The sequence below is a fragment of the Kitasatospora sp. RG8 genome (assembly GCF_017813315.1).
Classification (GTDB): Bacteria; Actinomycetota; Actinomycetes; order Streptomycetales; family Streptomycetaceae; genus Kitasatospora.
Window position 1 is genome coordinate 79,213 of sequence record NZ_JAGIYX010000014.1, and the last position, 24,404, is coordinate 103,616.

At 72.0% G+C, this 24,404-nt stretch carries 24 protein-coding genes; 10 read left to right on the forward strand and 14 right to left on the reverse strand.

Translation table 11 applies throughout. The features are described from left to right. Window positions 1-199: 199 nt before the first annotated feature. Window positions 200-682, reverse strand: coding sequence for a CarD family transcriptional regulator (locus tag J5Y04_RS21430; protein ID WP_030244332.1), 483 nt, complete (start codon window positions 680-682; stop codon window positions 200-202). Between the two features lie 413 nt (window positions 683-1,095). On the opposite strand from J5Y04_RS21430, the gene J5Y04_RS21435 reads away from it, so the two are divergent. After that, on the forward strand, window positions 1,096-1,797 hold the full coding sequence (locus tag J5Y04_RS21435) for a DUF461 domain-containing protein (protein ID WP_209413691.1): 702 nt from the start codon (window positions 1,096-1,098) through the stop codon (window positions 1,795-1,797). A gap of 119 nt (window positions 1,798-1,916) precedes the next feature. On the opposite strand, the gene J5Y04_RS21440 is transcribed toward J5Y04_RS21435, so the two are convergent. Both J5Y04_RS21440 and J5Y04_RS21445 read right to left on the reverse strand, forming a co-directional pair. Further along, window positions 1,917-2,609: a response regulator transcription factor gene (locus J5Y04_RS21440; protein WP_148644185.1), complete on the reverse strand. Its 693-nt coding sequence runs from the start codon at window positions 2,607-2,609 to the stop codon at window positions 1,917-1,919. Window positions 2,610-2,611: 2 nt separating this feature from the next. Beyond that, window positions 2,612-3,898, reverse strand: a complete 1,287-nt coding sequence (locus J5Y04_RS21445) for a cell wall metabolism sensor histidine kinase WalK (RefSeq protein WP_209413692.1) — start codon at window positions 3,896-3,898, stop codon at window positions 2,612-2,614. A gap of 306 nt (window positions 3,899-4,204) precedes the next feature. On the opposite strand from J5Y04_RS21445, the gene phoU reads away from it, so the two are divergent. Then, entirely contained in the window at window positions 4,205-4,891 is a 687-nt protein-coding gene (phoU, locus tag J5Y04_RS21450; RefSeq protein WP_209413693.1) for a phosphate signaling complex protein PhoU, read from the forward strand. 229 nt (window positions 4,892-5,120) lie between these two features. Continuing rightward, entirely contained in the window at window positions 5,121-5,297 is a 177-nt protein-coding gene (locus tag J5Y04_RS21455) for a hypothetical protein (RefSeq protein WP_209413694.1), read from the forward strand. 143 nt (window positions 5,298-5,440) lie between these two features. On the opposite strand, the gene J5Y04_RS21460 is transcribed toward J5Y04_RS21455, so the two are convergent. Continuing rightward, on the reverse strand, window positions 5,441-6,028 hold the full coding sequence (locus J5Y04_RS21460; RefSeq protein WP_148644183.1) for a lytic polysaccharide monooxygenase: 588 nt from the start codon (window positions 6,026-6,028) through the stop codon (window positions 5,441-5,443). A gap of 279 nt (window positions 6,029-6,307) precedes the next feature. Further along, on the reverse strand, window positions 6,308-7,066 hold the full coding sequence (locus tag J5Y04_RS21465) for a phosphoglyceromutase (RefSeq protein WP_148644182.1): 759 nt from the start codon (window positions 7,064-7,066) through the stop codon (window positions 6,308-6,310). A 200-nt stretch (window positions 7,067-7,266) separates the two neighbouring features. Here J5Y04_RS21465 and J5Y04_RS21470 point away from each other — a divergent pair, with 200 nt between their 5' ends. Continuing rightward, window positions 7,267-8,553, forward strand: coding sequence for an MFS transporter (locus tag J5Y04_RS21470; RefSeq protein WP_245205183.1), 1,287 nt, complete (start codon window positions 7,267-7,269; stop codon window positions 8,551-8,553). Window positions 8,554-8,657: 104 nt separating this feature from the next. Here J5Y04_RS21470 and J5Y04_RS21475 read toward each other — a convergent pair whose 3' ends face one another. Both J5Y04_RS21475 and mshA read right to left on the reverse strand, forming a co-directional pair. Then, a complete protein-coding gene (locus tag J5Y04_RS21475; RefSeq protein ID WP_209413696.1) occupies window positions 8,658-9,188 on the reverse strand; it encodes a YbjN domain-containing protein in 531 nt (176 codons plus the stop codon). A gap of 197 nt (window positions 9,189-9,385) precedes the next feature. Next, entirely contained in the window at window positions 9,386-10,759 is a 1,374-nt protein-coding gene (gene mshA, locus J5Y04_RS21480; RefSeq protein ID WP_209413811.1) for a D-inositol-3-phosphate glycosyltransferase, read from the reverse strand. Window positions 10,760-11,126: 367 nt separating this feature from the next. Between mshA and J5Y04_RS21485 the strand changes: the two genes are divergently transcribed. Further along, on the forward strand, window positions 11,127-11,957 hold the full coding sequence (locus J5Y04_RS21485; RefSeq protein ID WP_209413697.1) for a class I SAM-dependent methyltransferase: 831 nt from the start codon (window positions 11,127-11,129) through the stop codon (window positions 11,955-11,957). A 342-nt stretch (window positions 11,958-12,299) separates the two neighbouring features. On the opposite strand, the gene J5Y04_RS21490 is transcribed toward J5Y04_RS21485, so the two are convergent. Next, window positions 12,300-12,854 (reverse strand): O-acetyl-ADP-ribose deacetylase, encoded by a 555-nt coding sequence (locus J5Y04_RS21490; RefSeq protein ID WP_209413698.1) that lies wholly within the window; start codon window positions 12,852-12,854, stop codon window positions 12,300-12,302. A 241-nt stretch (window positions 12,855-13,095) separates the two neighbouring features. Here J5Y04_RS21490 and J5Y04_RS21495 point away from each other — a divergent pair, with 241 nt between their 5' ends. Beyond that, window positions 13,096-14,565 carry a PP2C family protein-serine/threonine phosphatase gene (locus J5Y04_RS21495; protein WP_209413699.1) on the forward strand — a complete coding sequence of 490 codons (1,470 nt, stop codon included), beginning with the start codon at window positions 13,096-13,098 and terminating at the stop codon, window positions 14,563-14,565. Window positions 14,566-14,727: 162 nt separating this feature from the next. Here J5Y04_RS21495 and J5Y04_RS21500 read toward each other — a convergent pair whose 3' ends face one another. The 3 genes from J5Y04_RS21500 to J5Y04_RS21510 form a co-directional block, all read right to left on the reverse strand. Beyond that, complete coding sequence (locus J5Y04_RS21500) at window positions 14,728-15,081, reverse strand: DUF2516 family protein (protein WP_209413700.1); 354 nt, start codon at window positions 15,079-15,081, stop codon at window positions 14,728-14,730. 194 nt (window positions 15,082-15,275) lie between these two features. Next, window positions 15,276-15,806 (reverse strand): hypothetical protein, encoded by a 531-nt coding sequence (locus J5Y04_RS21505; RefSeq protein WP_209413701.1) that lies wholly within the window; start codon window positions 15,804-15,806, stop codon window positions 15,276-15,278. An 18-nt stretch (window positions 15,807-15,824) separates the two neighbouring features. Further along, the gene (locus J5Y04_RS21510) at window positions 15,825-16,241 is read right to left on the reverse strand and encodes a helix-turn-helix domain-containing protein (RefSeq protein WP_209413702.1); all 417 of its coding nucleotides are present in this window, start codon (window positions 16,239-16,241) and stop codon (window positions 15,825-15,827) included. Between the two features lie 459 nt (window positions 16,242-16,700). On the opposite strand from J5Y04_RS21510, the gene J5Y04_RS21515 reads away from it, so the two are divergent. The 4 genes from J5Y04_RS21515 to J5Y04_RS21530 are packed head-to-tail and all read left to right on the forward strand — an operon-like array spanning window position 16,701 to window position 21,535. Then, window positions 16,701-17,477 (forward strand): TnsA-like heteromeric transposase endonuclease subunit, encoded by a 777-nt coding sequence (locus J5Y04_RS21515; RefSeq protein WP_209413703.1) that lies wholly within the window; start codon window positions 16,701-16,703, stop codon window positions 17,475-17,477. Continuing rightward, the gene (locus J5Y04_RS21520; RefSeq protein ID WP_209413704.1) at window positions 17,443-19,530 is read left to right on the forward strand and encodes a Mu transposase C-terminal domain-containing protein; all 2,088 of its coding nucleotides are present in this window, start codon (window positions 17,443-17,445) and stop codon (window positions 19,528-19,530) included. The genes J5Y04_RS21515 and J5Y04_RS21520 overlap by 35 nt, the downstream gene beginning before the upstream one ends. Beyond that, window positions 19,524-20,564, forward strand: coding sequence for an ATP-binding protein (locus tag J5Y04_RS21525; protein ID WP_209413705.1), 1,041 nt, complete (start codon window positions 19,524-19,526; stop codon window positions 20,562-20,564). The genes J5Y04_RS21520 and J5Y04_RS21525 overlap by 7 nt, the downstream gene beginning before the upstream one ends. Then, window positions 20,561-21,535 carry a TniQ family protein gene (locus tag J5Y04_RS21530; protein WP_209413706.1) on the forward strand — a complete coding sequence of 325 codons (975 nt, stop codon included), beginning with the start codon at window positions 20,561-20,563 and terminating at the stop codon, window positions 21,533-21,535. Before J5Y04_RS21525 ends, J5Y04_RS21530 begins: the two co-directional genes overlap by 4 nt. A gap of 79 nt (window positions 21,536-21,614) precedes the next feature. On the opposite strand, the gene J5Y04_RS21535 is transcribed toward J5Y04_RS21530, so the two are convergent. The 3 genes from J5Y04_RS21535 to J5Y04_RS21545 form a co-directional block, all read right to left on the reverse strand. Continuing rightward, window positions 21,615-22,184: a hypothetical protein gene (locus tag J5Y04_RS21535; RefSeq protein ID WP_209413707.1), complete on the reverse strand. Its 570-nt coding sequence runs from the start codon at window positions 22,182-22,184 to the stop codon at window positions 21,615-21,617. An 84-nt stretch (window positions 22,185-22,268) separates the two neighbouring features. After that, complete coding sequence (locus J5Y04_RS21540) at window positions 22,269-22,994, reverse strand: hypothetical protein (protein WP_209413708.1); 726 nt, start codon at window positions 22,992-22,994, stop codon at window positions 22,269-22,271. 247 nt (window positions 22,995-23,241) lie between these two features. Then, the gene (locus J5Y04_RS21545; protein WP_209413709.1) at window positions 23,242-24,396 is read right to left on the reverse strand and encodes a MerR family transcriptional regulator; all 1,155 of its coding nucleotides are present in this window, start codon (window positions 24,394-24,396) and stop codon (window positions 23,242-23,244) included. Window positions 24,397-24,404 lie beyond the last annotated feature (8 nt).

Here is a 24,404-nt window from a genome sequence, read left to right on the forward strand (position 1 = left end):
GACCACGTACCGCGGCACGCGCAGAGGCAGTACACGCAGAAACGGTCAGGCATCCCGGGACCAGCCGGCTCGGGTGAAGGGGCGTCGTCCGGACACGCCTCAGCGCCCGAAGTGCCACTGCACCACTCCAGGACGGGTCGTCCTGGGAGCGGCGCGCCGGCACCGGGCGCTGTGAGCGGTGGGCGGAAGCCCGACTGCACTACGAGGCGAGCACCTCGTCGAGCAGCGTCTCCGCCTTGTCCTCGTTGGTGTTTTCGGCCAGCGCGAGTTCGCTGACGAGAATCTGGCGAGCCTTGGCGAGCATCCGCTTCTCGCCGGCCGACAGACCGCGCTCGCGCTCGCGACGCCAGAGATCGCGCACAACCTCGGCGACCTTGATAACGTCACCCGAGGCGAGCTTCTCCAGGTTCGCCTTGTAGCGACGGGACCAGTTGGTCGGCTCTTCGGTGTACGGTGCGCGGAGCACCTCGAAGACCCGGTCCAGACCCTCCTGGCCGACTACATCGCGCACGCCGACGAACTCCGCGTTCTCGGCGGGCACGCGGAGCGTCAGGTCTCCCTGCTGCACCTTGAGCACCAGGTAGGTCTTGTCCACACCTTTGATCTGGCGAATTTCGATGGCCTCGATCAGCGCGGCCCCGTGATGGGGGTAGACCACCGTGTCGCCAACCTTGAACGTCATGTGACAGGACCCCTTCCGTGGCTTTCCAGAATAACACGCTTTTCGGCGCACCCGAAGGGCGTTTTCGCAGGTCAGGGCCGGTCTCGGGGCTTGACAACCACCCCCATGACGTGCTGCGACCGGTGTTCGACGAAGGCTTCCCGCAGGTCGGAGGCGGTTCCGGTGCCCGCCGAAACCTGCGGCAACACTCCTGAAACCGTGATTGGATCTTGGGTTTTCACCGTTTATCGGGCCGTTTCCGGATCGTGATCCGATCTTGGTCAAGCTTTGACCTGCACACGGCGACGTGCCGCCGTCCGGGCGCCCGGGACAGCTTCGGGGGCGACACGGGGACCACCCCGTGAGGAGCGCATAAGCAAGGTCGATAATCTGAGACCGACCAACCGCCACGTGACCTAGGAGAAGCCGCCGCCGTGAGCCGCAGCCTTCGAGTCGGCAGCATCGCCGCCATCGCCGCCCTCGCCATCGCCTCGCTGTCGTCCTGCGCGGCCGGCAACACACCGGACACCCTGGAGATCAAGCCCGACAACGCCCAGGCGACGCTGGGCACCAACATCCGGCTGAACAACATCGTCGTCGTCACCCAGGGCGACGCCTCGGGTGAGTACACCGGCCCCGCCAACGTGTCGGTGAACGTCAGCAACTCCGGGACCACCCCGGTCGAGCTGCAGTCCGTCACCGTGGGCACCAGCGCCGCCACCTTCGCCGACGACAAGGGCGCCCCGGTGGGCTCCATCGTCGTCCCGCCCGGCGGCGCCGTGCTTCTCGGCGGCGAGGGCAACCCGGTCGCCAAGGTCGCCTCCGCCTCCGTGGTCGTCGGCGGCTACGCGCCCACCACGTTCGGCTTCAAGAGCGGCGAGAAGGTCGAGACCGAGGCTGCCGTGAGCCCGGACAAGGGCCTGTACAAGGGGTGGGGCCCGACCGCCAGCCCGGCGGCCGTCCCGTCCAAGCCCGCCGGCGCGCCGTCCGCTCCCGCCGGGGCCACCGCCCCCGCGACTGCTCCCGCCACCGCTCCCGCCGGGGCCACGGCTCCCGCGACCGCTCCCGCCACCGGTGCGGCCGTCCCGGGTGCCGCGCCGACCGGCGCCGCCACCACGGCCGCCGCGACCCACTGACCCGCGGCCCCAGGACCGACCGGCCTCCGTTGCCCGCGTCGGTCCGGGGCCGGCAACGCGGAACGCCCCCTCCGGCCGGAGGGGGCGTTCCGCGTGCTCGTGTCCGGGCGCGCCCGGGTTTACGGCTCGAACTTGTAGCCGAGGCCGCGGACCGTGACCAGGTAGCGCGGCGCGCCCGGGTCCGGCTCGATCTTCGCCCGCAGGCGCTTCACGTGGACGTCCAGCGTCTTGGTGTCGCCGACGTAGTCCGCACCCCAGACCCGGTCGATCAGCTGCATCCGGGTGAGCACCCGGCCCGCGTTGCGGAGCAGCATCTCCAGCAGGTCGAACTCCTTGAGCGGCAGGTCCACCTTGGCGCCGTCCACCGTGACCACGTGACGGTCGACGTCCATCCGGACCGGGCCCGCCTCCAGCGCACCCGGACCGCCGCCCTCGCCGGGGCCCTCGGTCTCCCCGCGGCGGCGCAGCACCGCGCGGATCCGGGCGACCAGCTCGCGGGTGGAGTACGGCTTGGTGACGTAGTCGTCCGCACCTATCTCCAGACCGACGACCTTGTCGATCTCGCTGTCCTTGGCGGTGACCATGATCACCGGGACGTTGGAGCGCACCCGGAGCTGGCGGCAGACCTCGGTACCGGGCAGGCCCGGCAGCATCAGGTCGAGCAGGACGAGGTCGGCGCCGTTCCGCTCGAACTGCTCGAGCGCGTCGGGGCCGGTGGCGGCGATGGCCACCTCGAAGCCCTCCTTGCGGAGCATGTACGAGAGGGCGTCGCTGAACGACTCCTCGTCCTCGACCACCAGTACTCGGGTCACGATCAGGCCTCCGGGGAAAGCTGGGGGGTTGTTTCTGACAGGGGTTGCGCGGACTCCCCGTCGGGGAGCGTGTGGTCCACGGGGGCCTGCCCGGCGGGCAGGCGCAGAGTGAAGGTGGAGCCCTGGCCCTCGACGCTCCACACCGAGACGGTGCCGCCGTGCGAGGCGGCCACGTGCTTGACGATGGAGAGGCCGAGGCCGGTGCCGCCGGTCTGGCGGGAGCGGGCCGGGTCGACGCGGTAGAAGCGTTCGAACACCCGCTCGCGGTCCTTCTCGGAGATGCCGATGCCCTGGTCGGTGACCGAGATCTCGATCAGCTCGCCGTCCGCCTCGCCGAGGGCGGCCGCGCTGGAGATGCGCCGGGTGGCGATCGCCACGCGGGTGCGCGGCGGGCTGTAGTTGACCGCGTTCTCCACCAGGTTGCCGAGCGCGGCGGCCAGCTGGCCGCGGTTGCCGTGCAGGTAGAGGCCGGCGATGCCGCCGGCCGCGATCAGGATCTGCTTGGCGGCGGCCTGCTGGCGGCAGCGGTCGATCGCCTCGGCGATCAGCTCGTCCACCGCGACCGGCTCCGGGTCGACCATCAGCCGGTCGTCCTGGACCCGGGAGAGGTCGATGATCTCCTGGACCAGGCTGGCCAGCCTGGTCGCCTCGATCTGCATCCGGCCCGCGAAGCGCTGGACCGCCTCCGGGTCGTCGGAGGCGTCGGCGACCGCCTCGGAGAGCAGCGAGAGCGCGCCGACCGGGGTCTTGAGCTCGTGGCTGACGTTGGCGACGAAGTCGCGGCGGACCGCCTCCACCCGGCGGCGGTCGGTCTGGTCCTCGACCAGCACCAGGACCAGCCGGGAGCCCAGCGGGGCCACCCGGACGGACACCGCGAGGGGCTCCCCCGGGCGGGCCGTGCCCGGACGGGGGACCTCCAGCTCGACCTGGCGGATCTCGCCGTCCCGGCGGGTGGAGCGGGCCAGCGCGAGCATCGGGTCGACGGCGACCGCGCCGCCGCGCACCAGTCCCATGGCGTAAGCCGCCGAGCTGGCCTTGACCACCTCGTCGCCCTCGCCGAGCACGATCGCGCAGGAGCGGAGCACGGAGAGTACGGTGTCGACCCCCGGGGGAAGCGGGGGTTCGTGGGTGGTGGCGCCGAGCGCCTGCTGCCGGTTCCTGCCGTTGGTGCCGCCGTGCCTGCTCCTGGCCTGTTCGCGCTCGCTCCAACGGAAGGCGATGGAGGCCGTGAGGCCGACGCCGAGCCCGGCTATGGCGCAGGCAGCGGCGGCGGCCACGTTCACGTCCATGCGGCCAGCCTAAGCGCACAGCCAGGGCGCTCCCCAAGGGTCGGATCAAGGGATCGGCCGCGCGTTGCCGAGAATTCACCTTCACGTAGCTGCCGATTCACCGCACGGGTCGTGCGTGGTCGCCCGGACGGCCGAAAGTTGGCCACGCAGCCCGTGTGGGAGGGGTGGCGGACCGAACAGCCGTCCGCCGGCCCCGGTGCGCGCGTACCATTCGCGCCACCAGCAGCGGTCGCCCGAACGCCGTACCGGCGGTCGTACGGGACGACCGGTCGGCACCGCCACCGACACAGCTACTGAGGAGAGAGCATGCGCGACGCGTACCACGAGGAACTCGACTCGATCGGCGACAGCCTGGTCGAGATGGCCCGCCTGGCCGGCTCGGCCCTGGGCCGGGCCACCACCGCGCTCCTCGACGCGGACCTGGCGCTGGCGGAGAGCGTGATCGCCGCCGACGGGAAGATCAACGACCTGCACCACGAGCTGGAGAACCGGGCGATCGACCTGCTCGCCCGCCAGCAGCCGGTCGCCACCGACCTGCGCATCGTCGTCACCTCGCTGCGGATGAGCGCCGACCTGGAGCGCTGCGGCGACCTCGCCCGGCACGTGGCCAAGGTCGCGCGGCTGCGCTACCCCGACTCGGCCGTCCCCCGCGACCTGCACGCGACCGTCCTGGAGATGGGCCAGCTCGCCCAGCGACTGGTGGCCAAGGCGGGCCTGGTGATCGCCACCAAGGACGTCGACAAGGCGCTGGAGCTGGAGCAGGACGACGACGCGATCGACGCGCTGCACCGCGACCTGTTCGCGCACCTGATCGACGACCGCTGGCACCACGGCATCGAGACGGCCGTGGACGTCACCCTGGTCGGCCGCTACTACGAGCGCTTCGCCGACCACGCGGTCTCGGTGGCCAAGCGCGTCGTGTACCTGGTGACCGGCGAGCACGTGAACGAGTTCGTCGCGGCCACCGAGGCCGCGGAGGCCGCCGGGGCGTGACCGGCGGCGGGTGGCCGGCTGCGGGTGGCCGGCGGGGCGTGGCCACCCGGCCGGCCGGGCCGGGCCGTGCTCACCCCCTGGGGTGAGTAAACCTCGGGCAGGAGTGGTGAGGGCGCACGGCTTCCCGGGCGCCCCACCACTGCGCGCCCGTTGACGCTCCCTCCGATCGGCGGTTTCACTCGATGCCGTGGGCACCGAAGTGTGCCCGTCAGAAGGAGGGTCCAGCGCGATGAAGGCAAACCCGACTCGACCGGCACCGGCACGCGACACCGTCGAGCCGCCCGCCCCGAAGCTGCTGCCCGTCCTCGCGGCCGGCTGCGGCTGTGGTCCGGGCTGCGGCTGCGGCTGCCAGTCCGGCTCCCCCTGCCAGTGCGGCGGGGTCAGCGGCGGCTGCTGCGGCCACTGAGGCCCGCACGGCGGAGCTCCGGGGTGCACGGCCGCCGTGGGAGACGGTCGTGCACCCCGGTTGTGCACCCCGATCGGGCTCCGGCCCGGGCTGCCGGGTCGGTCAGTGTCCGGTCAGTCGGTGTCCGGTCGGCCGGCCTCCGGTCAGAAGCGGACGTCGGTGCACGAGTAGAAGGCGTTGCCGGTGTCGGCGATCTCCCAGACCGCGACGACCACCTGGTGGCCGGTGCGGCCTCCGGGCAGGGTCGTGCTGTGGCTGACCGTGCTCGGCACCTGCGCGCCGTTGTACGGGACGGTCAGGAACGGCGTCAGCTCCAGGCTCGCCCGGGTGACCCTCTGGGTCGCGTCGTAGCCGGGCTTGGTCAGGTAGTACTTGAAGTTCGTGGTGGCGTGCCGGGCGGTGAACTTCCAGGTGAAGGTGAGCTGCTGCCCCGCCGTCACCTTGGTGGTCGGCCAGCCGCCGCCGCGCGGGTCGTCCAGCTCGGCGAACCGGCTGTTGCCGCCCGCGCAGATGGTGCCGTCGGCCGGCCCCCGGGACGGGAAGCCCTTCGGCCCCTCGACGCTCTGTGGCTCCCATTCGATCTCACCGCAACCGGTGACCGTCCCCGCCCCGCAGAGCGCGGCCCGGCTGGGCGGGGTCGTGATGTAGCCGTGCGACTGCGCCGGCAGGACGAGCGTGAGCGGTACCGCGAGCGCGGCCACCGCCGCTCCGACGAGATGACGTGTGCGCATGGTGCTCCTCCGTGGGGGTGGATGGAGAGTGCGCCGGGCACGGACGTGCGCACGTGGGGGTGCGGCGGCCGGGCGATCCGGGGAGATCGCCGGCATGTCTGCGCCAGGTAGGTGCTCACACCGTAGGAGCCCGCCGCGGCGGCCGTCAATGGTCTGAACCACCTGACGGATCGCCCATGCGACCGCGAACGGCCTTTCCACACGCCAGAGTTGAGCGACCGAACGACGACGGCCCCACTCCCGCCCATCGCGGGAAGTGGGGCCGCAGTGCCTTCGGGCTTACTTCTTGCCCTGGTTCTTGACCGCCTCGATGGCGGCGGCGGCGGCCTCCGCGTCGAGGTAGCGGCCGCCCTTGGCGACCGGCTTGAAGTCGGCGTCCAGCTCGTAGACCAGGGGGATGCCGGTCGGGATGTTGAGGCCGGCGATCTCCTCGTCGGAGATGCCGTCGAGGTGCTTGACCAACGCGCGCAGGCTGTTGCCGTGGGCGGTGACCAGGACGGTCTTGCCGGCGGCGAGGTCCGGGACGATCGCGTCGTACCAGTACGGGAGCATCCGGTCGACGACGTCCTTCAGGCACTCGGTGCGCGGACGCAGCTCGCTCGGGATGTCCGCGTAGCGGGCGTCACCGGCCTGCGAGTACTCGGCGTCGTCGGCCAGCACCGGCGGCGGGGTGTCGTACGAGCGGCGCCAGAGCTGGAACTGCTCCTCGCCGAACTCGGCCAGGGTCTGGGCCTTGTCCTTGCCCTGGAGGGCGCCGTAGTGGCGCTCGTTCAGGCGCCAGCTGCGGCTGACCGGGATCCAGTGGCGGTCGGCCTTGTCCAGGGCGATCTGCGAGGTGCGGATCGCACGGCGCAGCAGCGAGGTGTGCACCACGTCGGGGAAAAAGCCCTCGGCGGCGAGGAGCTCGCCACCACGTGCGGCCTCCTTCTCGCCCTTCTCGTTGAGGTCGACGTCGACCCAACCGGTGAACAGGTTCTTCTGGTTCCACTGGCTCTCGCCGTGGCGGAGGAGGATGAGTCGGTACGTCGTGTCAGCCATGGCCCCCAGCTTAATGGAGCCCGAAAAACCCCCTGGTCCGGACCTCGCCTTCAGAGTAATGTGCGCTCTGCACTTGTGACACTTACCTGACCGCTGTCCGGGCCGGCCGGTACCGCCCAGCGGGACACCTGCCGCCCGGGAGCCCCCACATGCCCGATTTGCCCGTCTCAGCCCGAGTCCGCAGAGCCGCGAGCGAGACGATGGGCGGGTTGCCCCGGCAGTTCTGGTGGCTCTGGACGAGCACCCTGATCAACAAGCTCGGCGGGTTCGTCGTCACCTTCCTGGCGCTCTACCTGACGACCGACCGTGGCTACTCCGCATCGTACGCGGGCCTGGTCGCCTCGCTGTTCGGCCTCGGCTCGGCGATCGCGTCCGTCGGCGCCGGGGTGCTGACCGACCGGATCGGGCGGCGGCCGACGCTGGTCGCCGCACAGCTCGGCACCGCGCTGTTCACGGCGGTCCTCGGCTTCACCGACGGGCAGGTGGCGATCGCCGTCGTCGCCTTCCTGGTCGGCCTCTGCAACAACGCGACGCGGCCCGCCACCTCGGCGATCATCGCGGACATCGTGCCCGCCGAGGACCGGGTCCGCGCCTACTCGCTGAACTACTGGGCGATCAACATCGGCTTCGGCCTCTCGGCGGCCGCGGCCGGCCTGATCGCCACCCAGGGCTATCTCACGCTCTTCCTGCTGGACGCGCTCTCCACGCTCGTCTGCGCGCTGGTGATCTTCGTCCGGATCCCCGAGACCAAGCCGGACTCCCCGGCCGCGCAGGCGGGCGAGCCCGCGATCGGCATCGGCACGGTCTTCCGGGACGCGCGCTTCATGGCGGTGGTCACGCTCAACCTGCTGCTCGCGCTGGTCGCCCAGCAGGGCAGCACCACGCTCGCCGTGGACATGGGCCGGGCCGGCATCACCTCCACCGAGTACGGGCTGGTGATCGGCCTCAACGGCCTGCTGATCGTCCTACTGCAGATCCCGCTCACCCGGTGGATGGAGGGTCGCAACCGGACCGGCCTGCTGGTCGCCAGCGCGCTGTTCATCGGCTGGGGCTTCGGGCTGACCGCGCTCGCCGGGTCGTCCGCGTGGTTCTACGCCTTCACCGTGGCGGTCTGGACGATCGGCGAGATCCTGAACGCGCCGACCATGATGGGCCTGGTCTCGGAGCTGTCGCCGACCCACGCCCGCGGCCGCTACCAGGGCGTGTACTCGCTCTCCTGGTCACTCGCCTCGTTCCTCGGGCCGGCGGTCGGCGGGGTGCTGCTGGAGCGGGCCGGCAGCGGCGTCATGTGGGGCGCCTGCGCGGCCTGCGGCACGGTCGCGGCGGCCGGGTACGTGGTGCTCGGACGGCGGCCGGGCGCGGCTACGGCGGGTGTGGCCGGAGCCGCGGCCCGCACCGGGACCGGGACCGGGAGCGGGACCGGGAACGCGCCGGTGGCCCTCGGGAAGACGGACGCCGAGGCCGAGCCGGCCCCGACGGGGTCCTGAACCGGGACCGCTCGACGGGGCCGCTGGACGGGACCGTTCGACGCGGGTTGTCCGGCGCGGGCCGAACGGCGGGGGCATCCCGCCGGGGGGGCTGTTCGGCGGAGCTATTCGGCGGGGGCCTCGGGCTTGTCGGCCGGGCCCGCGAGGTGGGCGAAGGCGGCCAGGTTGCGGGTGGACTCCCCGCGCTTGGTCCGCCACTCCCACTCGCGCCGGATCGCGGAGGCGAAGCCCAGCTCCAGCAGGGTGTTGAACGGCTCGTCGGCGTTGTCCAGCACCGTCCCGAGCAGCCGGTCGACGGCGTCCGGGGTGAGCGCCTCCAGCGGCAGCCGGCCCGACAGGTAGACGTCGCCGAGCGCGTCGATCGCGTAGGCGACGCCGTACAGCCGGGTGTTGCGCTCCAGCAGCCACCGGTAGACGGCCTCGTGGTTCTCGTCCGGGCGGCGGATCACGAAGGCGTTCACCGAGAGGGTGTGGTCGCCGGCCCGGAGCGCGCAGGTGGTGCTCAGCTTCCGGGTGCCCGGGAGGGTCGCCACCAGCGTGTACGGGTCGGCGGCGGCGGGCTCCCAGGCCACCCCGGCGTCGTCCAGGGCGGCGCGCAGGAGGGTCAGGGCCTCGTCCTTGGTGCTGATTGCCATGGAAGTGACGTTACTCGGCGGTACCCCTGGCGCGCAGCAGCAGCACCCCCCGGGGCCGGGGTGCCGCCGACGCCGCGGCCCACCGGCGAGGCCGCGTGCCCGGGCCGGCCCACCGGTGTGCCAGGGCGAAGCCGAACGCCCGAGCGAGGCCGCGTACCCGGGCGAAGCGGCACGCCCGGGCCGGCCCACCGGCGTGCTCAGGCCAGGCGGAGGCGGGAGCCCGCGAGGCGGCCGGCCGGGCGGGACAGGCTGCCGGCGTACACCTCGGCGGTGGTCGCCGCGGCCGTGTCCCAGCCGAAGGCGGCCGCGTGCCGGGCCGCCGCCGCCCCCTGCCGGGCGAGCAGGCCCGGCTCGGTGACGTACGGCTCCAGCGCGTGGGCCCAGGCCTGCGGGTCGTGGCCGCGGACCAGCGTGCCGGTCACGCCGTCCCGGACCGCGACCGGCAGGCCGCCGACCGCGGCCGCCACGACCGGCGTGCCGCAGGCCTGCGCCTCCAGCGCGACCAGCCCGAAGGACTCGCTGTACGAGGGCATCACCAGCGCCGTCGCCGCGCGGTACCACTCGGCGAGCAGCGCCTGGCCGACCGGCGGGTGGAACCGGACCACGTCGCAGATGCCCAGCTGGGCGGCGAGCTTGTGCAGGCTCTCCGGCTTGGCCAGCCCGGTGCCTGACGGGCCGCCGACCACCGGCACCACCAGCCGCTCGCGCAGCTGCGGCCGCCGCTCCAGCAGCGCCGCGACCGCGCGGAGCAGCACGTCCGGAGCCTTCAGCGGCTGTATCCGGCCGGCGAAGAGCAGCACCGCGGCGTCCTGCGGCAGGCCGAGCCGGGCGCGCGCGGCGGCACGCGCCTCCGGGCCCCCGGGGCGGAAGACGTCCAGGTTGACGCCCGGATGGACGACGGCCAGCTGGTCGGGGCGGGCCGCGTAGTGCAGGGCCAGCTCGGCGGCCTCCTCGGTGGTGTTGGCGATCAGCCGGTCGGCGGCCTCGACCACCTGCGTCTCACCGATCACGCGCGCGGCCGGTTCGGGGGTGTCCCCCTCGGCCAGCGCGGCGTTCTTCACCTTCGCCATGGTGTGCATGGTGTGCACCAGCGGCACGCCCCAGCGCTGGGCGGCCAGCCAGCCGACCTGGCCGGAGAGCCAGTAGTGCGAGTGGACCAGGTCGTAGTGGCCGGGCCGGTGGCCGGCCTCCGTCCGGAGCACGCCGTGGGTGAAGGCGCAGAGCTGGGCCGGCAGGTCCTCCTTGACCAGCCCCTCGTACGGACCGGCGGTGACGTGCCGGACCAGCACGCCCGGGGCCAGCTCGACGGTGGGCGCGTCGTCCGAGCAGATCGCCCGGGTGAAGACCTCGACCTCGATGTCCAGCGCGGCGAGCCGCTTGGCCAGCTCCACGATGTAGACGTTCATTCCGCCGGCGTCCCCGGTGCCGGGCTGGTGCAGCGGGGAGGTGTGGACGGAGAGCATGGCTATCCGGCGCGGGCGGCGCCGGCCACCCGTGACCAGCGACTGGAGCCGGCCCCGCACGGGCGGGGTCGGCTGGGCACGGCGTACCGAACGGACGGGGTTCTGCATCACCTGGCTGAAGCCTCCTCTGTGCTGCCCGCCTCTGCAGCCCTGCTCTGTCTCCCGCAGCCCTGCCTGCTGCGCGCTGCCTGCTCTGCGGTGTGTGCGCTTCCGCCCACGCCGCACCGCCGCGTCGCGGTGGCGGCGCGCCGGTGAGCTGCCCCGTCCGGGCACACATCACCACCAGTGTGCCAACCACGAGGTCACCGACGGGCATTCCCGTCCCGGCACATGAGATGGCGCACGACGGCAGGCGGGCGGCGTCACCCGGCCGCGGGCACGCCGGGGCGGGGCGCGGGGCGCGCGGGGGCGGCGCACGGGCTCGCCCGGGGACGGGCGAAAGGGGGCCCGGGGGCGGCCGCGTACGCTTCTGGGCATGGCCGCCTCCTTCGACTCCGTGACCACGCCTGCCCGCGGGCGGGCGGCGCGGCCGGTGGGGACCGTCACCCGCGGGACCACCAACACCAACCGGCTGCGGCGGATGGACCGCTGGATCGCCCACACGCTCGGCCCCGCGCTGCGCTCCGCCGACCGGCCGCCGGTCGCCGTCGACCTCGGGTACGGCGCCGCCCCCTGGACGGCGGTCGAGCTGTCCGGGCGGCTGCGGGAGGTCCGCCCGGACGTCCGGGTGGTGGGGATCGAGATCGAGCCGGAGCGGGTCACCGCGGCGCTGCCGTACGCCGTGCCACCGCTGCTCACCTTCCGGCGCGGCGGCTTCGAGGTGCCGCTGGACGGCGGTGCGCCCGCCCAGCTGATCCGGGCCGCCAACGTGCTGCGGCAGTACGAGGAGTCGGCGGTGGCCGGCGTCTGGGAGCGGCTCTGCTCCCGATTGGCGCCGGACGGGCTGCTGGTCGAGGGGACCTGCGACGAGATCGGACGCCGGCACGTCTGGGTCGCGCTCGGGCCGGAGGGCCCTCGGACCGTGACCTTCGCGGCCCGGCTCGGCGGGCTCGGGCAGCCGTCCGACCTGGCCGAGCGGCTGCCCAAGGCGCTGATCCACCACAACGTGCCGGGCCGGCCGGTGCACGCCTTCCTCGCCGACTTCGACCGCGCCTGGGCGGCGGCGGCGCCCTACGGGGCCTTCGGGGCCCGGCAGCGCTGGGTGGCCGCCTGCACGGCGCTGGCGGGCAACTGGCCGCTGGTGGACGCGCGCGGGCGGTGGCGGCAGGGCGAGGTCACCGTTCCCTGGACGGCGCTCGCCCCGTAGTCACCCGGCGGCCGCCGCTCTGTCTGCCGTCCTGCCTGCCACCTTGCCGTGCCGGGTGTGCCGCGCCGGGTGCCCTGTCGCGCCATCCCCTGCCGGCCGTCCTCCCCCCTGCCCTGCCGGCCGCCCTCCCCCTGCCCTGCCGAAACAGTGCTGCCGCGCTGCTGAGCGAGCCCGGGGATTCACTCGAACGAGTTATCGAATATCTCTGGCGTGTTGACGCCCGGTCACGCCACCATGAGGGCACCCGGTCGACACCCCGCTCCAGCCCCTCCTCAGCCCCCTCCGGCCCCGCTCAGCCCGTCCGGCCCCGGCCCCGGCTCCGGGCCCGGACGTCACCAGCCCCTACTCCCCCGCCCCCTCCGATTCCATCGCCCGCCACACCTGTTCGAACATCCCGTACGCCTCGACCCCGAACAGCACGAACCGCACCTCCTCCAGCTCACGCGCCACTCCCGGCACCTCGGCCGAGACGGTGCCGAGCGCGATCCTGGCCGCATCCTCCAGCGGCCACCCGAACACCCCGGCCGACACCGCCGGGAAGGCCACCGTGCGCGCACCCAGCTCCGCCGCCACCCGGAGCGACTCGCGATAGCAGGAGGCCAGCAGCTCCGCCCGCACGTCGTACTCCTCCTCCAGGTAGACCGGCCCCACGGTGTGCACCACCCAGCGGGCCGGCAGCCGCCCGGCCGTGGTCGCCACCGCCTGCCCGGTGGGCAGACCCCGGCCCCAGTGCGAGGCCCTGAGCCTGCGGCACTCCTCCAGAATCTGCGGCCCGCCCCTGCGGTGGATCGCACCGTCCACACCGCCGCCGCCGAGCAGGGAGGAGTTGGCGGCGTTCACCACCGCGTCCACCTGCTGTTCCGTGATGTCACCCTCGATCAGGGTGATCCGTGTCACCACCGTGTCCGTCCTTCCGGGACCGCTCCGACGCCTGCCGGACGGGCCCCTGCTCGTCACCCGTGTTCCGTTCACCACACCGCCGCCGGCGTGGCGCCAGCCACAACGCCGCCCGTCGGCCAGAGAGTTCCCCGGAGATCGCGTTATGGTCGCGAGACGTTCCCCGACGCAGGGTGCCACCAGGCGGGCACTGCGGACGGACGCCGACCGTTACGCACTCGGGGAAAGGGAGGATCAGCCGATGCCCGCAACGGGAGACGGGCGGGCACCTGGTGCCGCCGACCTGCCGGGCACCCTCGACGGTGCCCGTTCCGGCCGTGCCCGCAACCGGTCCGCCGACCAGTCGGCAGGCCCGGCCACGGCGCCTCCCCCGATACCCCACCCCCGGTCGGACGCCGCCGCCGGCGCCTCCCGGCCGTCCCCCGTCACGCTCCAGGCCGGCCTGCTCCGGCTGCTGGTGATCGAGGACGACGCCTCCGACGCCCAGCTGCTCAAGGCGGCGGTGGCCGACAGCGGTGCCCCGATCGAGATCCACTGGGCCCGCGGGCTGGACCAGGCCGCCGAGCTGCTGGCCCCGGCCTCGCCCCGGCGCGGCCGTACCCGCGGCACCGACTTCAGCTGCGTCCTGCTCGACCTCGCGGCCCCCGCCGACCTGCCGCACCCCTCGGACGCCTCGGACGGCCTGGAGGGCCTGCACGAGCTGCTCCGCCGGGCCCCGCACACCGCCGTCGTGGTGCTCACCGACGCCGCCGGCGCCGAGCTGGGCGCCGCCGCGGTGGCCGCCGGTGCGCAGGACTTCCTGATCAAGAACGAGACGGACGGCCCGCTGCTCGCCCGCGCCCTGCGGTACGCCGTCGAGCGCAAGCGCGCCGACGAGTCCCAGCGCCGGCTGGTCGAGGCCGAGCTGCGCGGCCAGGAGAACGCCCGGCTCCAGCGCCACCTGCTGCCCACCCCGCTGCTGGACGGCGCCGGGCTCTCGTTCACCCGGCGCTACCGCCCCGGCCGCCGCCGCGCCCTGCTCGGCGGCGACTTCTACGACGCGGTGCGCACCGACGACGGCACCGTCCACGTCGTGATCGGCGACGTCTGCGGCCACGGCCCGGACGAGGCCGCCCTCGGCGTGGCGCTCCGTATAGCGTGGCGCACCCTCGTCTTCGCCGGCCTCACCGGCGAGGCCCTGCTGACCACCCTTCAGCACGTCCTGGAACACGAACGGCGCAGCGACGAGATCTTCGCGACGCTCTGCATGCTCGTGATCGAGCCCGGGGACGCCGCCGACCGGCTCGACTCGCTCGGCGCCGTCGAACACGCCCGGCTCTACCTCGCCGGCCACCCCTCGCCGCTGCTGCTCGGTACCGACCACAGACCGCTGATGCTGCCCTCCGACCTCGCCGGCCCCGCGCTCGGCCTGCTGCCCTGCGACGACGGCCAGGCCGTCTGGCCGTCGCACCACGTCGAGCTCCCGGCCGGCTGGCGGCTGCTGCTCTACACCGACGGCCTGATCGAGGGCCGGGTCGGGGCCGGGTCGCGCCGCCTCGGCCAGGACGGGTTGGCGGACCTCATCGGCGACCACCAGTCCGCCGGGCTGACCAGGGGCCGCCTGGTGGACAGCGCGATCGCCGAGGTCGAGGAGCTGAACGGCGGTGCGCTGACGGACGATGTCGCCGTACTGCTGCTGGAGCGCAACCCGGTGCAGCTCATCCTGGGCTGAGCACGGTCGCGACGAAGGGAGCGAGCTCCGGCTCGACGGACGGAGCGGCCCCCGGCTTGACGAACGGAGCGAGGGTCGGCTCGACGAACGCTGAGCGCCCCGGCGCGGAAATCCATCCGCGCGCCGGGGCTCTCTCCGTTCCACCCACGTCCTGCCCGTCGTCTACCAGGGGCCGTACGGGCCCATGTTGCGCCGGTCGTCCCGGTCGCCTCCCCGGCCGGTCAGCTCCCGGATCGCCGGGCGCACGTCGACCATGTAGACGATCGCCGCGACGAGGCCCCCCAGGGTGAGGAAGCTGGTCAGGAACTTCGCCCCGAACAGCAGGTCCAGCCCGAACGCGACCCCCAGGACCGCCACCCAGAAGCCCTTGGTCTTCTTGTCCGCCGCCCGGTACGCGTCCTCCGGGCGGGCGGCCGCGTCGACCAGGGCGAACAGCTTGAAGCCCAGGATGGCGACGGCCAGCCACCAGAACGGGTTCAGATAGTCCAGGACCAGGATCTGAGCCACTCCGCCCATCGCGCTCTCCTCTTGCGTCTCGGCTCCGGCGTCCCGGCCGCACGCCCATCGTGGCACGGCGACCGGCCCGCCACGTGTCAACGTCCCGGGGTCACCAGATGTGCCCCGGACGGCCCGGGCTCAACCGGGCCACGGCCGTTCCCGGCGCCCCGCGGGCCGCCCGCCGGCCACCCGTCCGGGACCACCCGGCCGGGCTACTCGGGGCTCTTGCGGGCCCGCGGGGACTTCTTGGCGGCGGGCTCACCGGCCGGCTCGTCGTCCTCGACCAGCTCGGCGTCGACCGGCTCGGGCTCGGACTCCAGCGGCTTCACGGCGGCGGACTCGGCCGTCACCGGCGCGGCCTCGTCGGGGCGGCCACGGTCGACGACGCCCTTGCCGCGCTCGGCCAGCTCGTCGTACGCCTCCTTGGCCTTCACCGCCAGCTCGACGGCGCGGCCGACCTGCTGGAGCGCGAAGCTCTGCGCCTTGTCCTGGAGCAGCTTGAGGTCGGCGGGCAGCGTGGTCACCGTGTCCGCGACCTTCGCCTGCGCCTCCACCAGCCGGCTCTGCGCCTCCTGGAGCCTGGCGGTGGCCTTTTCCTGCGTGCCCTTGCGGTCCGAGGCCAGCGCCTCGACCCTGCCCGGGACCTCCCGCAGCTTCTCGTAGGCGAGGTCCCCGGCGCCGGCGAGGGCGTAGAGCGGGGTCGGGTCGCTCAGGGTCTTCTTGATCTCGTCCGTGATCGGCATGGCCGGTCCTCCCGTGGTCTAGGTTGCCGGGACGGCGGTCGTCAGACCGTCGGCCTCGGGGTCGTCGGGCACCGCGTCCGTGTCCTGGCGCGCGGCGTTCTCCTTGAGGAAGGCGTCGTAGACCGCGAGCAGCGCCTGCTTCTGCTGCTCGTTGATCAGCGGATCGGCCAGGATCGAGGCCCGCAGCTCCAGGCCCTCGCCCCGCCGTTCCTCCAGGATCCCGGCCTGGACGTACAGCGTTTCCGCCGAGATCCGCAGCGCCTTGGCGATCTGCTGGAGGATCTCCGCGCTCGGCTTCCGCAACCCTCGCTCGATCTGGCTGAGGTACGGGTTGGACACGCCGGCGGCCTCGGCCAGCTGCCGCAACGAGTACTGCGCGTTCCGCCGCTGCTCGCGGATGTACTCGCCCAGCGAGCCGACGTTCAATGAGGCCATGCGACCAGGCTGCACCACCGTGCTTGCAAATGCAAGCACGGTGCTAACAGCAGCAAACGGTGCGGGTCGCGTTCCGAGCCGGGGCGGGGCGGGCCCGAGCAGAGCGGGACGGGGCGGGCCCGAGCAGAGCGGGGCGTACGCGCGGTTGCGGCCCTCGGTGACGACCGTGCCGTCGGCCCCGGTGAGCACCGCGCCCACCGGGAGTCCGCCGTCGAGCCAGGAGCGGTGGGCCAGTTCCAGGCACCGGCGGGCAGCGGGCACGAGCGCCGCCCAGGCCGTCTCGAAGCTGTCTGTCCCGTCTCAGTGATGGTGAGCCAGTCTCAGTCGATCTGCACCAAGTGGCCACGTGTCTCAGTCAACCTCGGCCAAGTTCTGATCTGTCTCAGTCTTCCTGGCCCGGAGCTCTAGCCCGTCCCCTACGGTCGTTCTGCCAGGTCAACGCCGAGCAGGGGGTGGCTGGTGGAGGCGGAGGACTTCTGCCTGGAGTACGCCGATGTGCGCGGGAGGATGTGTCGCGGGCCGCTTGAGGTGATGTGGCCGGCGCGGTTCGAAGATGGGCTGCCGGTACGCGGCTTCTCGTCCTTCAAGGGGCAGCGCAACTTCACCGGCTGGTATTGGGCTGCGACCGGAGCCGTGCATATCGGCTTTGAGTCGTGGGTGGAGCGGGATCACCTGATGCGGCTGGACTTTGATCCGCTGGTGTCCGCAGTGGTCTCGCAGCCGTTCCGGTTGTCGTGGCGGGTGGAGGGCCGCCGGCGTCGGGTCGAGCACACGCCGGACTACTTCGTGCGGCGCCTGGACGGCAGCGCCTTGGTGGTCGATGTCCGTCCGGACGAGCGGATCGAGCCGGAGGACGCGGCGAAGTTCGCGGCGACAGCGGTGGCTTGCGCCCGGGTGGGCTGGGGCTACCAGCGGCTCGGTGTCGTGAGTCCGGTGTTGGCGGCGAACCTGCGGTGGCTGGCCGGCTACCGGCATCCGCGGGTCATGCGCGAGTCCGTCGCGGATCTGCTGAGGGCCGCGTTCACCGGCGAACGCAACCTGTTGGAGGGCGCCCAGAGGATCGGGGATCCCGTGGCCGTTCTGCCAGTGCTCTACCACCTCCTGTGGCGTCAGGAGCTGGTGGTCGAGCTGGAGACCGCGCTGCTGTCGGGGGCCTCACCCGTGGGCCCGGGCCGCATCCTTCGGAAGGTGGTGACGAGCGATGGTGTCCCGCCCGCAGCTGCTGTCGGTTGGTGACCGGATCCGCTTCGACGGCCGCGAGCACACGGTCGCCGCATTGTCCGGCACCTCAGTGCGGCTGGTCGACGACGGGCAGGTCGCGAGCGTGGTCCTGCTGCCGCACTTGCTGGCATCGGACGGATTCGCGGTGCTCAGCACCGGACCGGTGCGTCCTCTGCTGCCTGCCGCCGATGTGCTGGACGGGCTGCCGGACGCGGTGGTCAGGAGGGCTGAGTGGTGGCAGCGCCACCTGGTCGAGATGCTGACCGGGCATCAGGAAGGTGATCCGCGCGGGCCGATCCGCGCAGAGTACGACCCGGCTGCATGCTCGCTGCGGCAGCGCGAGCTGGTCAAGCACGCCGAACTCCTGGCCGCCGGCGAGGAGATGGTCTTGAGCACCCTGCGCAGGATGCGCAAGCGGTTCGAGCGCGAGGGAGTCGCCGGTTTGGTGGACGGTCGGCTGCGCAAGCCGTCCACCGCGACCGGGCGGGCCGATCCCCGGGTGGTGGCCGCGATCGAGAAGGTGGTTGCCGCCCAGACGGAACGGTCCACGGTGTCCGGGCAGGTGCTGCAACGCCGGGTCGAGCGGGCGATCGTGGCGGAGCACGGTGACGGTGCGGTCCCGATGCCCTCGCGGGCGACGTTCTACCGACTACTGGAGGCGGTTTCGACGGGTCGGCACACCCTCGGATCCGCCCGCACCCGCCGTTCGCTGGCCAAGCGGCCGGAGCGGATGTTCGGCCAGCTGACCGCCGCACGCCCGGGGGAGGTGATGGAGATCGACTCCACGCCGCTGGACGTGCTGGTCGTCCACGACGACGGCGAGGTGGACACGTGCGAGCTGACAGGACTGGTGGACCTGGCAACCAGGACGCTGGCCGCGGTGGTGCTGCGGCCTTCGACCAAGGCGGTGGACGCCGCGCTGCTGCTGGCGCGGGCGATGACGCCGGAGCCGATGCGGCCCGGGTGGGCGGACGCCCTGCGGATGTCGCGCTCGGTGCTGCCGCACTCCTCGCTGCTTCCGCTGGACGAGCGCCTGGCCAAGGCCGCGGCGGTCCCGGTGATCGTGCCCGAGACGGTGGTCAGCGACCACGGGAAGGCGTTCCTCTCCGACACCTTCCGCCAGGCATGCCGGTCACTGGGGATCTCGTTCCAGCTCGCCCATCCCGATACCCCGACCGACCGCCCCCACATCGAACGCACCCTCGGCTCGGTGGCGACGATGTTCGCCCAGTACGTCGCCGGCCACAAGGGCCGCTGCGTCGAGATGCGCGGCAAGGACCCCGCCGCCGAGGCAGTGTGGTCCATCCACGCGCTCCAGGAAATGCTCCAGGAATGGGTTGCCGCGAAGTGGCAGCATCGCCCGCACGACGGGCTGCGTGACCCCCTGATGGCTGGCCGTCCGCTGAGCCCGAACGAGAAGTACGCCGCACTGGTGTCGGCGGCCGGATACGTCCCGGTCCCGCTCAGCACCGACGAGTACATCCAGCTGATGCCCTACGAGTGGCGGGTCGTCGGCCCGACAGGCGTGCGCATCAACAACCGCACCTACGACTCGCCCGCATTCATCCGACAGCCCTCGGGCGCCGGGCCGGACGGGCGCCGCTGGCAGGTGCACTACGACCCCTACGACATCTCCTGCGTCTGGGTACGCAACCACCGCGGCACCGGCTGGATCACCGCGACCTGGCGCCACCTTCGCACCGCCCCGGTCCCGATGGGCGAGCTCGTCTGGGACCGCGCCCACCAGGTGCTCAGCGAGCGCCACCAGCGCAAGCCCAACGAGGACGAGGTCGCCCAGGCCGCAGTCGAGCTGCTCGACCGGGCAGCCGACGGACCGCAGAACCCGCCGGCCCGCGCCCGCCACGGCAAGGGCGGTGCCGCCGAACGCCGGGACCGCAAAGTCGCCGCCCGCACCCGGGCCACCAGCACGGCCGCCTGGCCGCGTCCCGAGCTCCGGCCGGAGCCAGCTCCCCAATCGGCCGAGAACCGCGACACGAACGAGAAGCTGGCCGAGGTGGTGCCGTTGGGCATCTTCGACGCCCGTGAGGAGGCGAAACGACGATGGTGAGCCAGCCTTCCGAGGACAGCCCGGCTCCGCGCGGCGACGAGCGCATCGAACCGCCCACCACTCTGACCGGCTGGCGGCGGTTCGTCGAGAAGGACCCGGCGACCTTCCACCTCGCCGAGCCGGACCGGTGGGAGGCCATGGACGACGACCAGCGCGCCGACTACGACGAGGCCCGCATCGACTACCACTCCGAACTCCAAGTCGTCCGCACCTCCACCGTCAAGGCCGTCGCCCATCAGGGGCGTCTGCTGACCCTGCTCAACCGTCGCGAGGAAGGCGCCCGCCGCGGCCTGATCATCTCCGGCCTGCGGACCACCGGGAAGACCACCGCGCTCAAGCAGCTCGGCCGCCTGCACGAACTGCGGGTCCGACAGCGCTATCCCGACGGGCGGCGGATCCCAGTCGTCTACGTCACCGCACCGCCCAAGGGGTCGCCACGCAAACTCGCGGTGGAGTTCGCCCGTTTCCTGGGGCTGCCGACGATCAGCCGGCACCACAACACCGCCGACATCACCAGCGCCGTCTGCCAGGTCCTCATCGAGGCCCGCACGGAACTTGTACTCGTCGACGAGATCCACCTGATGAACCTCGCGACCACCGCGGGCGAGGAACTGTCAGACCACCTCAAGTACTTCACCGAGCACCTGCCCGCCACCTTCGTCTACGCCGGCATCGACGTCGAGCACTCCGGCCTGTTCACCGGGATCCGCGGCGACCAGCTCGCTGGCCGCTGCACGCTCCTGCACACTGGCCCCTTCCCGCTGAACGCCGAATGGGAGGGCCTGGTGGCCACGATGGAGGCCACACTCCGGCTGCACCACTACAAGCCCGGGACACTGGCGGAGCTGTCGAAATACCTCCACCAGCGCACCGGCGGCATGATTGGCAGCCTCTCCCACCTGGTCCGGGCAGCCGCCATCTCCGCCATCCTGGACGGCAGCGAGCGCATCACGCGCCGCCAGCTGAACGCCATCCGCGTCGACCACGCCAGCGAGCGCTCCTACCGCAACGCCGCGGACGGGCACGCCGGATGAGTCAGCCCACCGGCCCCAGGCTGACCGCCTCGTTGCCGTTCACTCCGGTCCTCGTCCAGCCCCTGCCCATCACGGTCACGCCCTTCCCCAATGAGACCCTGAACTCCTACTTCAGCCGCCTCGCCTCGGCGAACCGCACCACCACCACGTTCCTCCGTTCCCCCTCCCGCTGGCTGCGTTGCAGGCTCAACGAGCTGGAACTGCTGGAGATCCTCACCAGCCAGCCCCGCACCAGCCTGGTCTGGGCCATCCCGGAGCTACGGAAGTACGATCCGCAGATCGCACCACGCCTTCGCGTTGAACTGGCCAACACCCGTTTCGCCTGCCGCTGCTGTGTCTGGCGGGCCGGCGGCAGGAAGGAGGTCCACGTCTACCTCCGTGCCCCTTACGACAACGTCTGCCTCCACCACGGTATATGGCTCAAGGACGGCGTCGCCGTCATCGACCAGCAGATCGACCTCACCCCTGTTCCCGAGGTCGTCCATGCCCAACGCGTCGTCAACCGACTGGAAAAGAAATACGGAGAGCTGCTCGTCGCCGATTGCTACGAGTGGTGCCACGGCTTCTTCGGCGACCTGGACCGACGGGCCCTTGTCCGCGCTGAGGCCGACGAACTACTGAACCGTCTCTGCGAGGCCAACCACATGGATCCTCCACGTCACGCCGTCCCAGTCCACTCCGATCGCCACTACCGGTTCCGGAGAGCCTCTCGCTACCCGCAGATCGCCAAGCTCATGACGTTGGCGTTCTCGCCGGCCCTCCGTGGATTAACGCGGTCCTCGCCCGACCAGGCCAGGGAGCGGATCCCAGCCGAGTTCGAACGCCTCATCCCGCTCGACTACCAGCCGCGCTCCACCACCGGGCCCTGGCTGCGTGACGCCTTGGTCAATCTCGTCAAACGGATAGACACCTTCGCGAAGCTGCTGAGAAACGCGGAAGCAGTCGACCTCGATCCATCTCACGCCGCCTGAAGACGGAATGCGCTGCCCCGCCGGGTGTCGAATCTGATCGCGCCTTGGGGAGTATTCAGTCAAAGTGGAAGTCCAAGCTCTACGAGCCCATCCACGTCCAGGTAATACGCGTCGGAATTGCTGCTGGCCCGTACTTCTTATCTGCCATCCTCTTGTCGCAGATCTTCAGAGAGAAGCGACGGTCTGCGAATGGCGCGATACCGGCTGAGAAGGTCATCGGAGGAAGCGCGATCTCCGCTCCTCCTCCATCCTCCCCTTTGCTATAGAGGGTGATCTCATCAACAGCGGTGTCAGAACGGTTGGAGACGGTGACATCGAGCTTGGCGCAAGAATCGTTGTACTCGATGTCGTTCTGCCAGTTGGAGATATCTACCGTCCCCTGCGGGTTACGGGTCGGCGCCGCTGACGCAGTCGACACCGGAGCATGGGCCGCTTGCTCAGTTACCTTCACGGTCGCCGTGGCGGTCACGGTGACCGTGGCGGTGGCGGTAGGGAAGGTCGGCGCCATGGGAGTTGGCGAAGCCGACGCCGCTACCGAGGTCGGGCTGGGACCGTCGGCCCTGCCTCCCGCGATCAGAATGGCCGCCGAGATCGGAACCGAGAGACACAAACCGAATATCAGGGCATTCCGCGCGCTCAGCGTCGACATGGTGGGTGCACTCTCGTTCTGTCCGAAATGGTGCTGGATGCTAGCACTCCCTGGCATCGCGCCGGAAAGAACCAGCAGCGCTCCCTACCTCAGAACCGGGCGGTTGGCGGAGGTGTATTCATCCGCAACGTTGAACACGCAGGCACAGCTCGGACACTCCGCATCGCCGAACAGGTGGGCAATCCCCTCGGAGAGCATGTCTTCCCCGTCGCGGGCAGCAGTCCTATACATCCACCGGCCGACGCCGGAAAGAGCCTCTGGGGACACCGGGCGCAGGTCACGTCGGCTCACGTCTCCCAGGTGCCAGTCCCGGACCGTTGAGTAACGCCCGTAGTCACCGATGGCGATCGTCACCTCCACAGCGCAATGGGGGCAGTCCACACGGTAGAAGTCGTCTGTGAAGTCCCCCAAAACGGCCGCCCAGTGGAACTGCTCCTCGGCTGCGAGCAGCGCACGGAAGGCTGCAAGGTAGTCGGCTGGCCGCGACTGCAGGTACCTGTCCAGCAGTTCCCGGAACTCCGAAACTGCGTCCGCGCAGTCCACGAGCAGATCGTCGCAGCCGTGGTGTCCCGCCGCGCGTTCGAGGATCTCTCCAGCCAGACGGCGCGCCGACGCACTGCCGGACGCGAGGCGCACAAGGCGCGGCAGCGCCACGAAGCTGGCAGCCGACACCAAGTCATGTTCGAGGACCAGCCGGTACCCCAGTTCCTTCCACGTATCGGCGTCGTCCTCACTCTCCACGCGCTCCAAGAGCTCGGGGACGCGATCGGTGTCGAAGCGACAGTCGTACACCTCTGCCCAGTTCACCATCCAGGCATTGAATCGCACCGCCGAACGCGAGACCCAGGACCCTCAGGTGTCAGATTGACTGAGACAACGGCCGGTGCCGCGTCTCACTCAATCTGAACCATCGCTGGTCATGGCTTCAGCATGGTTCACCTTCACTGAGACGGGACACTGTCGGTGGCCCCCGTCCGGCCGAGGCTAGTGGGGCCGGCCCCGGCCGGGGACTGTGCGATCGGACGGAACGCCGCCCGGGCGGGCGGCGGTCGGACGTTCAGGCGAGCTCGGGGACCCGGATCGGCATCAGGATCGAGAACGTTCCGTCGCGCCCGGCCGTGCGAATGGCCAACGGGGCGATCGGGCCGCCGATTTCGAGGACGAGCTGCTCGGGGCCGCCGGCCTGGAGGGCGTCGAGGAGGAAGTCGCGGTTGACCGCCACCCGGACGTCGCCGGCGGCCGGCTCCGTGCCGTCGGCGGCGACGGTGAGCCGCCCGTCCCCGTCGAGGGCGAGCACGGTGACCTCACAGGCGGCGCCGTGCGGACCGGACGGCAGGCTGCGGGTGTCGCCGGACTCGACGGCTCCGCGCAGCTCGGCAGCGGGCAGGCCGACGCGGTGGACGGGGTCGAGCCGGACCAGCGAGCGGTAGTCGGGGTAGTCGTGGTCGAGGGTGGCGCCCTCGATCCGGTGGCCGCCGGTCGAGACCCCGAACCGCCCGCCGCCCAGGGTCAGTTCCGCCTCCTCGGCGCCCGAGCCGAGCAGGGCGCGGACGGCGTCCACCAGGGCGGTCGGCACGATCGCGGCAGCCGAGGAGCCCGGCACCGGCGGAGAAGCCGGCGACGCCGGCGGGGTCGCCGACGGCACCGGCGGGGTCGCCGACGGCACCGGCAGTTCGGCCAGCGCCATCCGGTACCGGTCGGTGGCGACCAGTCGCAGCAGCCCGCCGTCCAGGTCGAACAACACGCCCGACAGCATGGGCACTTCGGGGTCGCTTCCGACCGCGAAGCGGACCGCGTCCAGAGCGGCGGCCAGCTCGTGGGCAGGGACGGTGAAGCCGTACGCGGCGGGGGCGGTGGTCACGGGATTCTCCCTCTGGTCGATCAAGGCACGGATCAGGGAGAGCTCCCGGCGGACGTCGGCGAGGCCGTCCTCCAGCCGCCGCAGGTGCGCGTCGAGCACCCGGTGGGCGGTGCCGTCGCCGGGGGCGGCGCCGAGCACCTCCCGGATGCCGGCCAGCGGAAGGCCCACCCGCCGCAACCGGCAGAGCAGCCGCGCGTCGGCCAGCTGACCGGGCGCGTACCAGCGGTAGCCGGTCTGCGGGTCGACCCAGGCGGGGGTGAGGACGTCGGCGCCGTCGTAGAAGCGCAGCGCGCTGACGCCGAGGCCGCTGTCGCGGGCCAGTTCGCCGATGCTGCGCAGGTCGCTCTCCATGCCTGGGA

Coding starts and splice junctions, on each gene's coding strand:
- J5Y04_RS21430 (WP_030244332.1), bottom strand. CDS start 682: ATGACGTTCAAGGTTGGCGACACGGTGGTCTACCCCCATCACGGGGCC.
- J5Y04_RS21445 (WP_209413692.1), bottom strand. CDS start 3,898: ATGGACGTGAACGTGGCCGCCGCCGCTGCCTGCGCCATAGCCGGGCTC.
- phoU (WP_209413693.1), top strand. CDS start 4,205: ATGCGCGACGCGTACCACGAGGAACTCGACTCGATCGGCGACAGCCTG.
- J5Y04_RS21455 (WP_209413694.1), top strand. CDS start 5,121: ATGAAGGCAAACCCGACTCGACCGGCACCGGCACGCGACACCGTCGAG.
- J5Y04_RS21460 (WP_148644183.1), bottom strand. CDS start 6,028: ATGCGCACACGTCATCTCGTCGGAGCGGCGGTGGCCGCGCTCGCGGTA.
- J5Y04_RS21465 (WP_148644182.1), bottom strand. CDS start 7,066: ATGGCTGACACGACGTACCGACTCATCCTCCTCCGCCACGGCGAGAGC.
- J5Y04_RS21470 (WP_245205183.1), top strand. CDS start 7,267: ATGGGCGGGTTGCCCCGGCAGTTCTGGTGGCTCTGGACGAGCACCCTG.
- J5Y04_RS21475 (WP_209413696.1), bottom strand. CDS start 9,188: ATGGCAATCAGCACCAAGGACGAGGCCCTGACCCTCCTGCGCGCCGCC.
- mshA (WP_209413811.1), bottom strand. CDS start 10,759: ATGCAGAACCCCGTCCGTTCGGTACGCCGTGCCCAGCCGACCCCGCCC.
- J5Y04_RS21485 (WP_209413697.1), top strand. CDS start 11,127: ATGGCCGCCTCCTTCGACTCCGTGACCACGCCTGCCCGCGGGCGGGCG.
- J5Y04_RS21495 (WP_209413699.1), top strand. CDS start 13,096: ATGCCCGCAACGGGAGACGGGCGGGCACCTGGTGCCGCCGACCTGCCG.
- J5Y04_RS21500 (WP_209413700.1), bottom strand. CDS start 15,081: ATGGGCGGAGTGGCTCAGATCCTGGTCCTGGACTATCTGAACCCGTTC.
- J5Y04_RS21505 (WP_209413701.1), bottom strand. CDS start 15,806: ATGCCGATCACGGACGAGATCAAGAAGACCCTGAGCGACCCGACCCCG.
- J5Y04_RS21510 (WP_209413702.1), bottom strand. CDS start 16,241: ATGGCCTCATTGAACGTCGGCTCGCTGGGCGAGTACATCCGCGAGCAG.
- J5Y04_RS21520 (WP_209413704.1), top strand. CDS start 17,443: ATGGTGTCCCGCCCGCAGCTGCTGTCGGTTGGTGACCGGATCCGCTTC.
- J5Y04_RS21525 (WP_209413705.1), top strand. CDS start 19,524: ATGGTGAGCCAGCCTTCCGAGGACAGCCCGGCTCCGCGCGGCGACGAG.
- J5Y04_RS21530 (WP_209413706.1), top strand. CDS start 20,561: ATGAGTCAGCCCACCGGCCCCAGGCTGACCGCCTCGTTGCCGTTCACT.
- J5Y04_RS21535 (WP_209413707.1), bottom strand. CDS start 22,184: ATGTCGACGCTGAGCGCGCGGAATGCCCTGATATTCGGTTTGTGTCTC.
- J5Y04_RS21540 (WP_209413708.1), bottom strand. CDS start 22,994: ATGGTGAACTGGGCAGAGGTGTACGACTGTCGCTTCGACACCGATCGC.
- J5Y04_RS21545 (WP_209413709.1), bottom strand. CDS start 24,396: ATGGAGAGCGACCTGCGCAGCATCGGCGAACTGGCCCGCGACAGCGGC.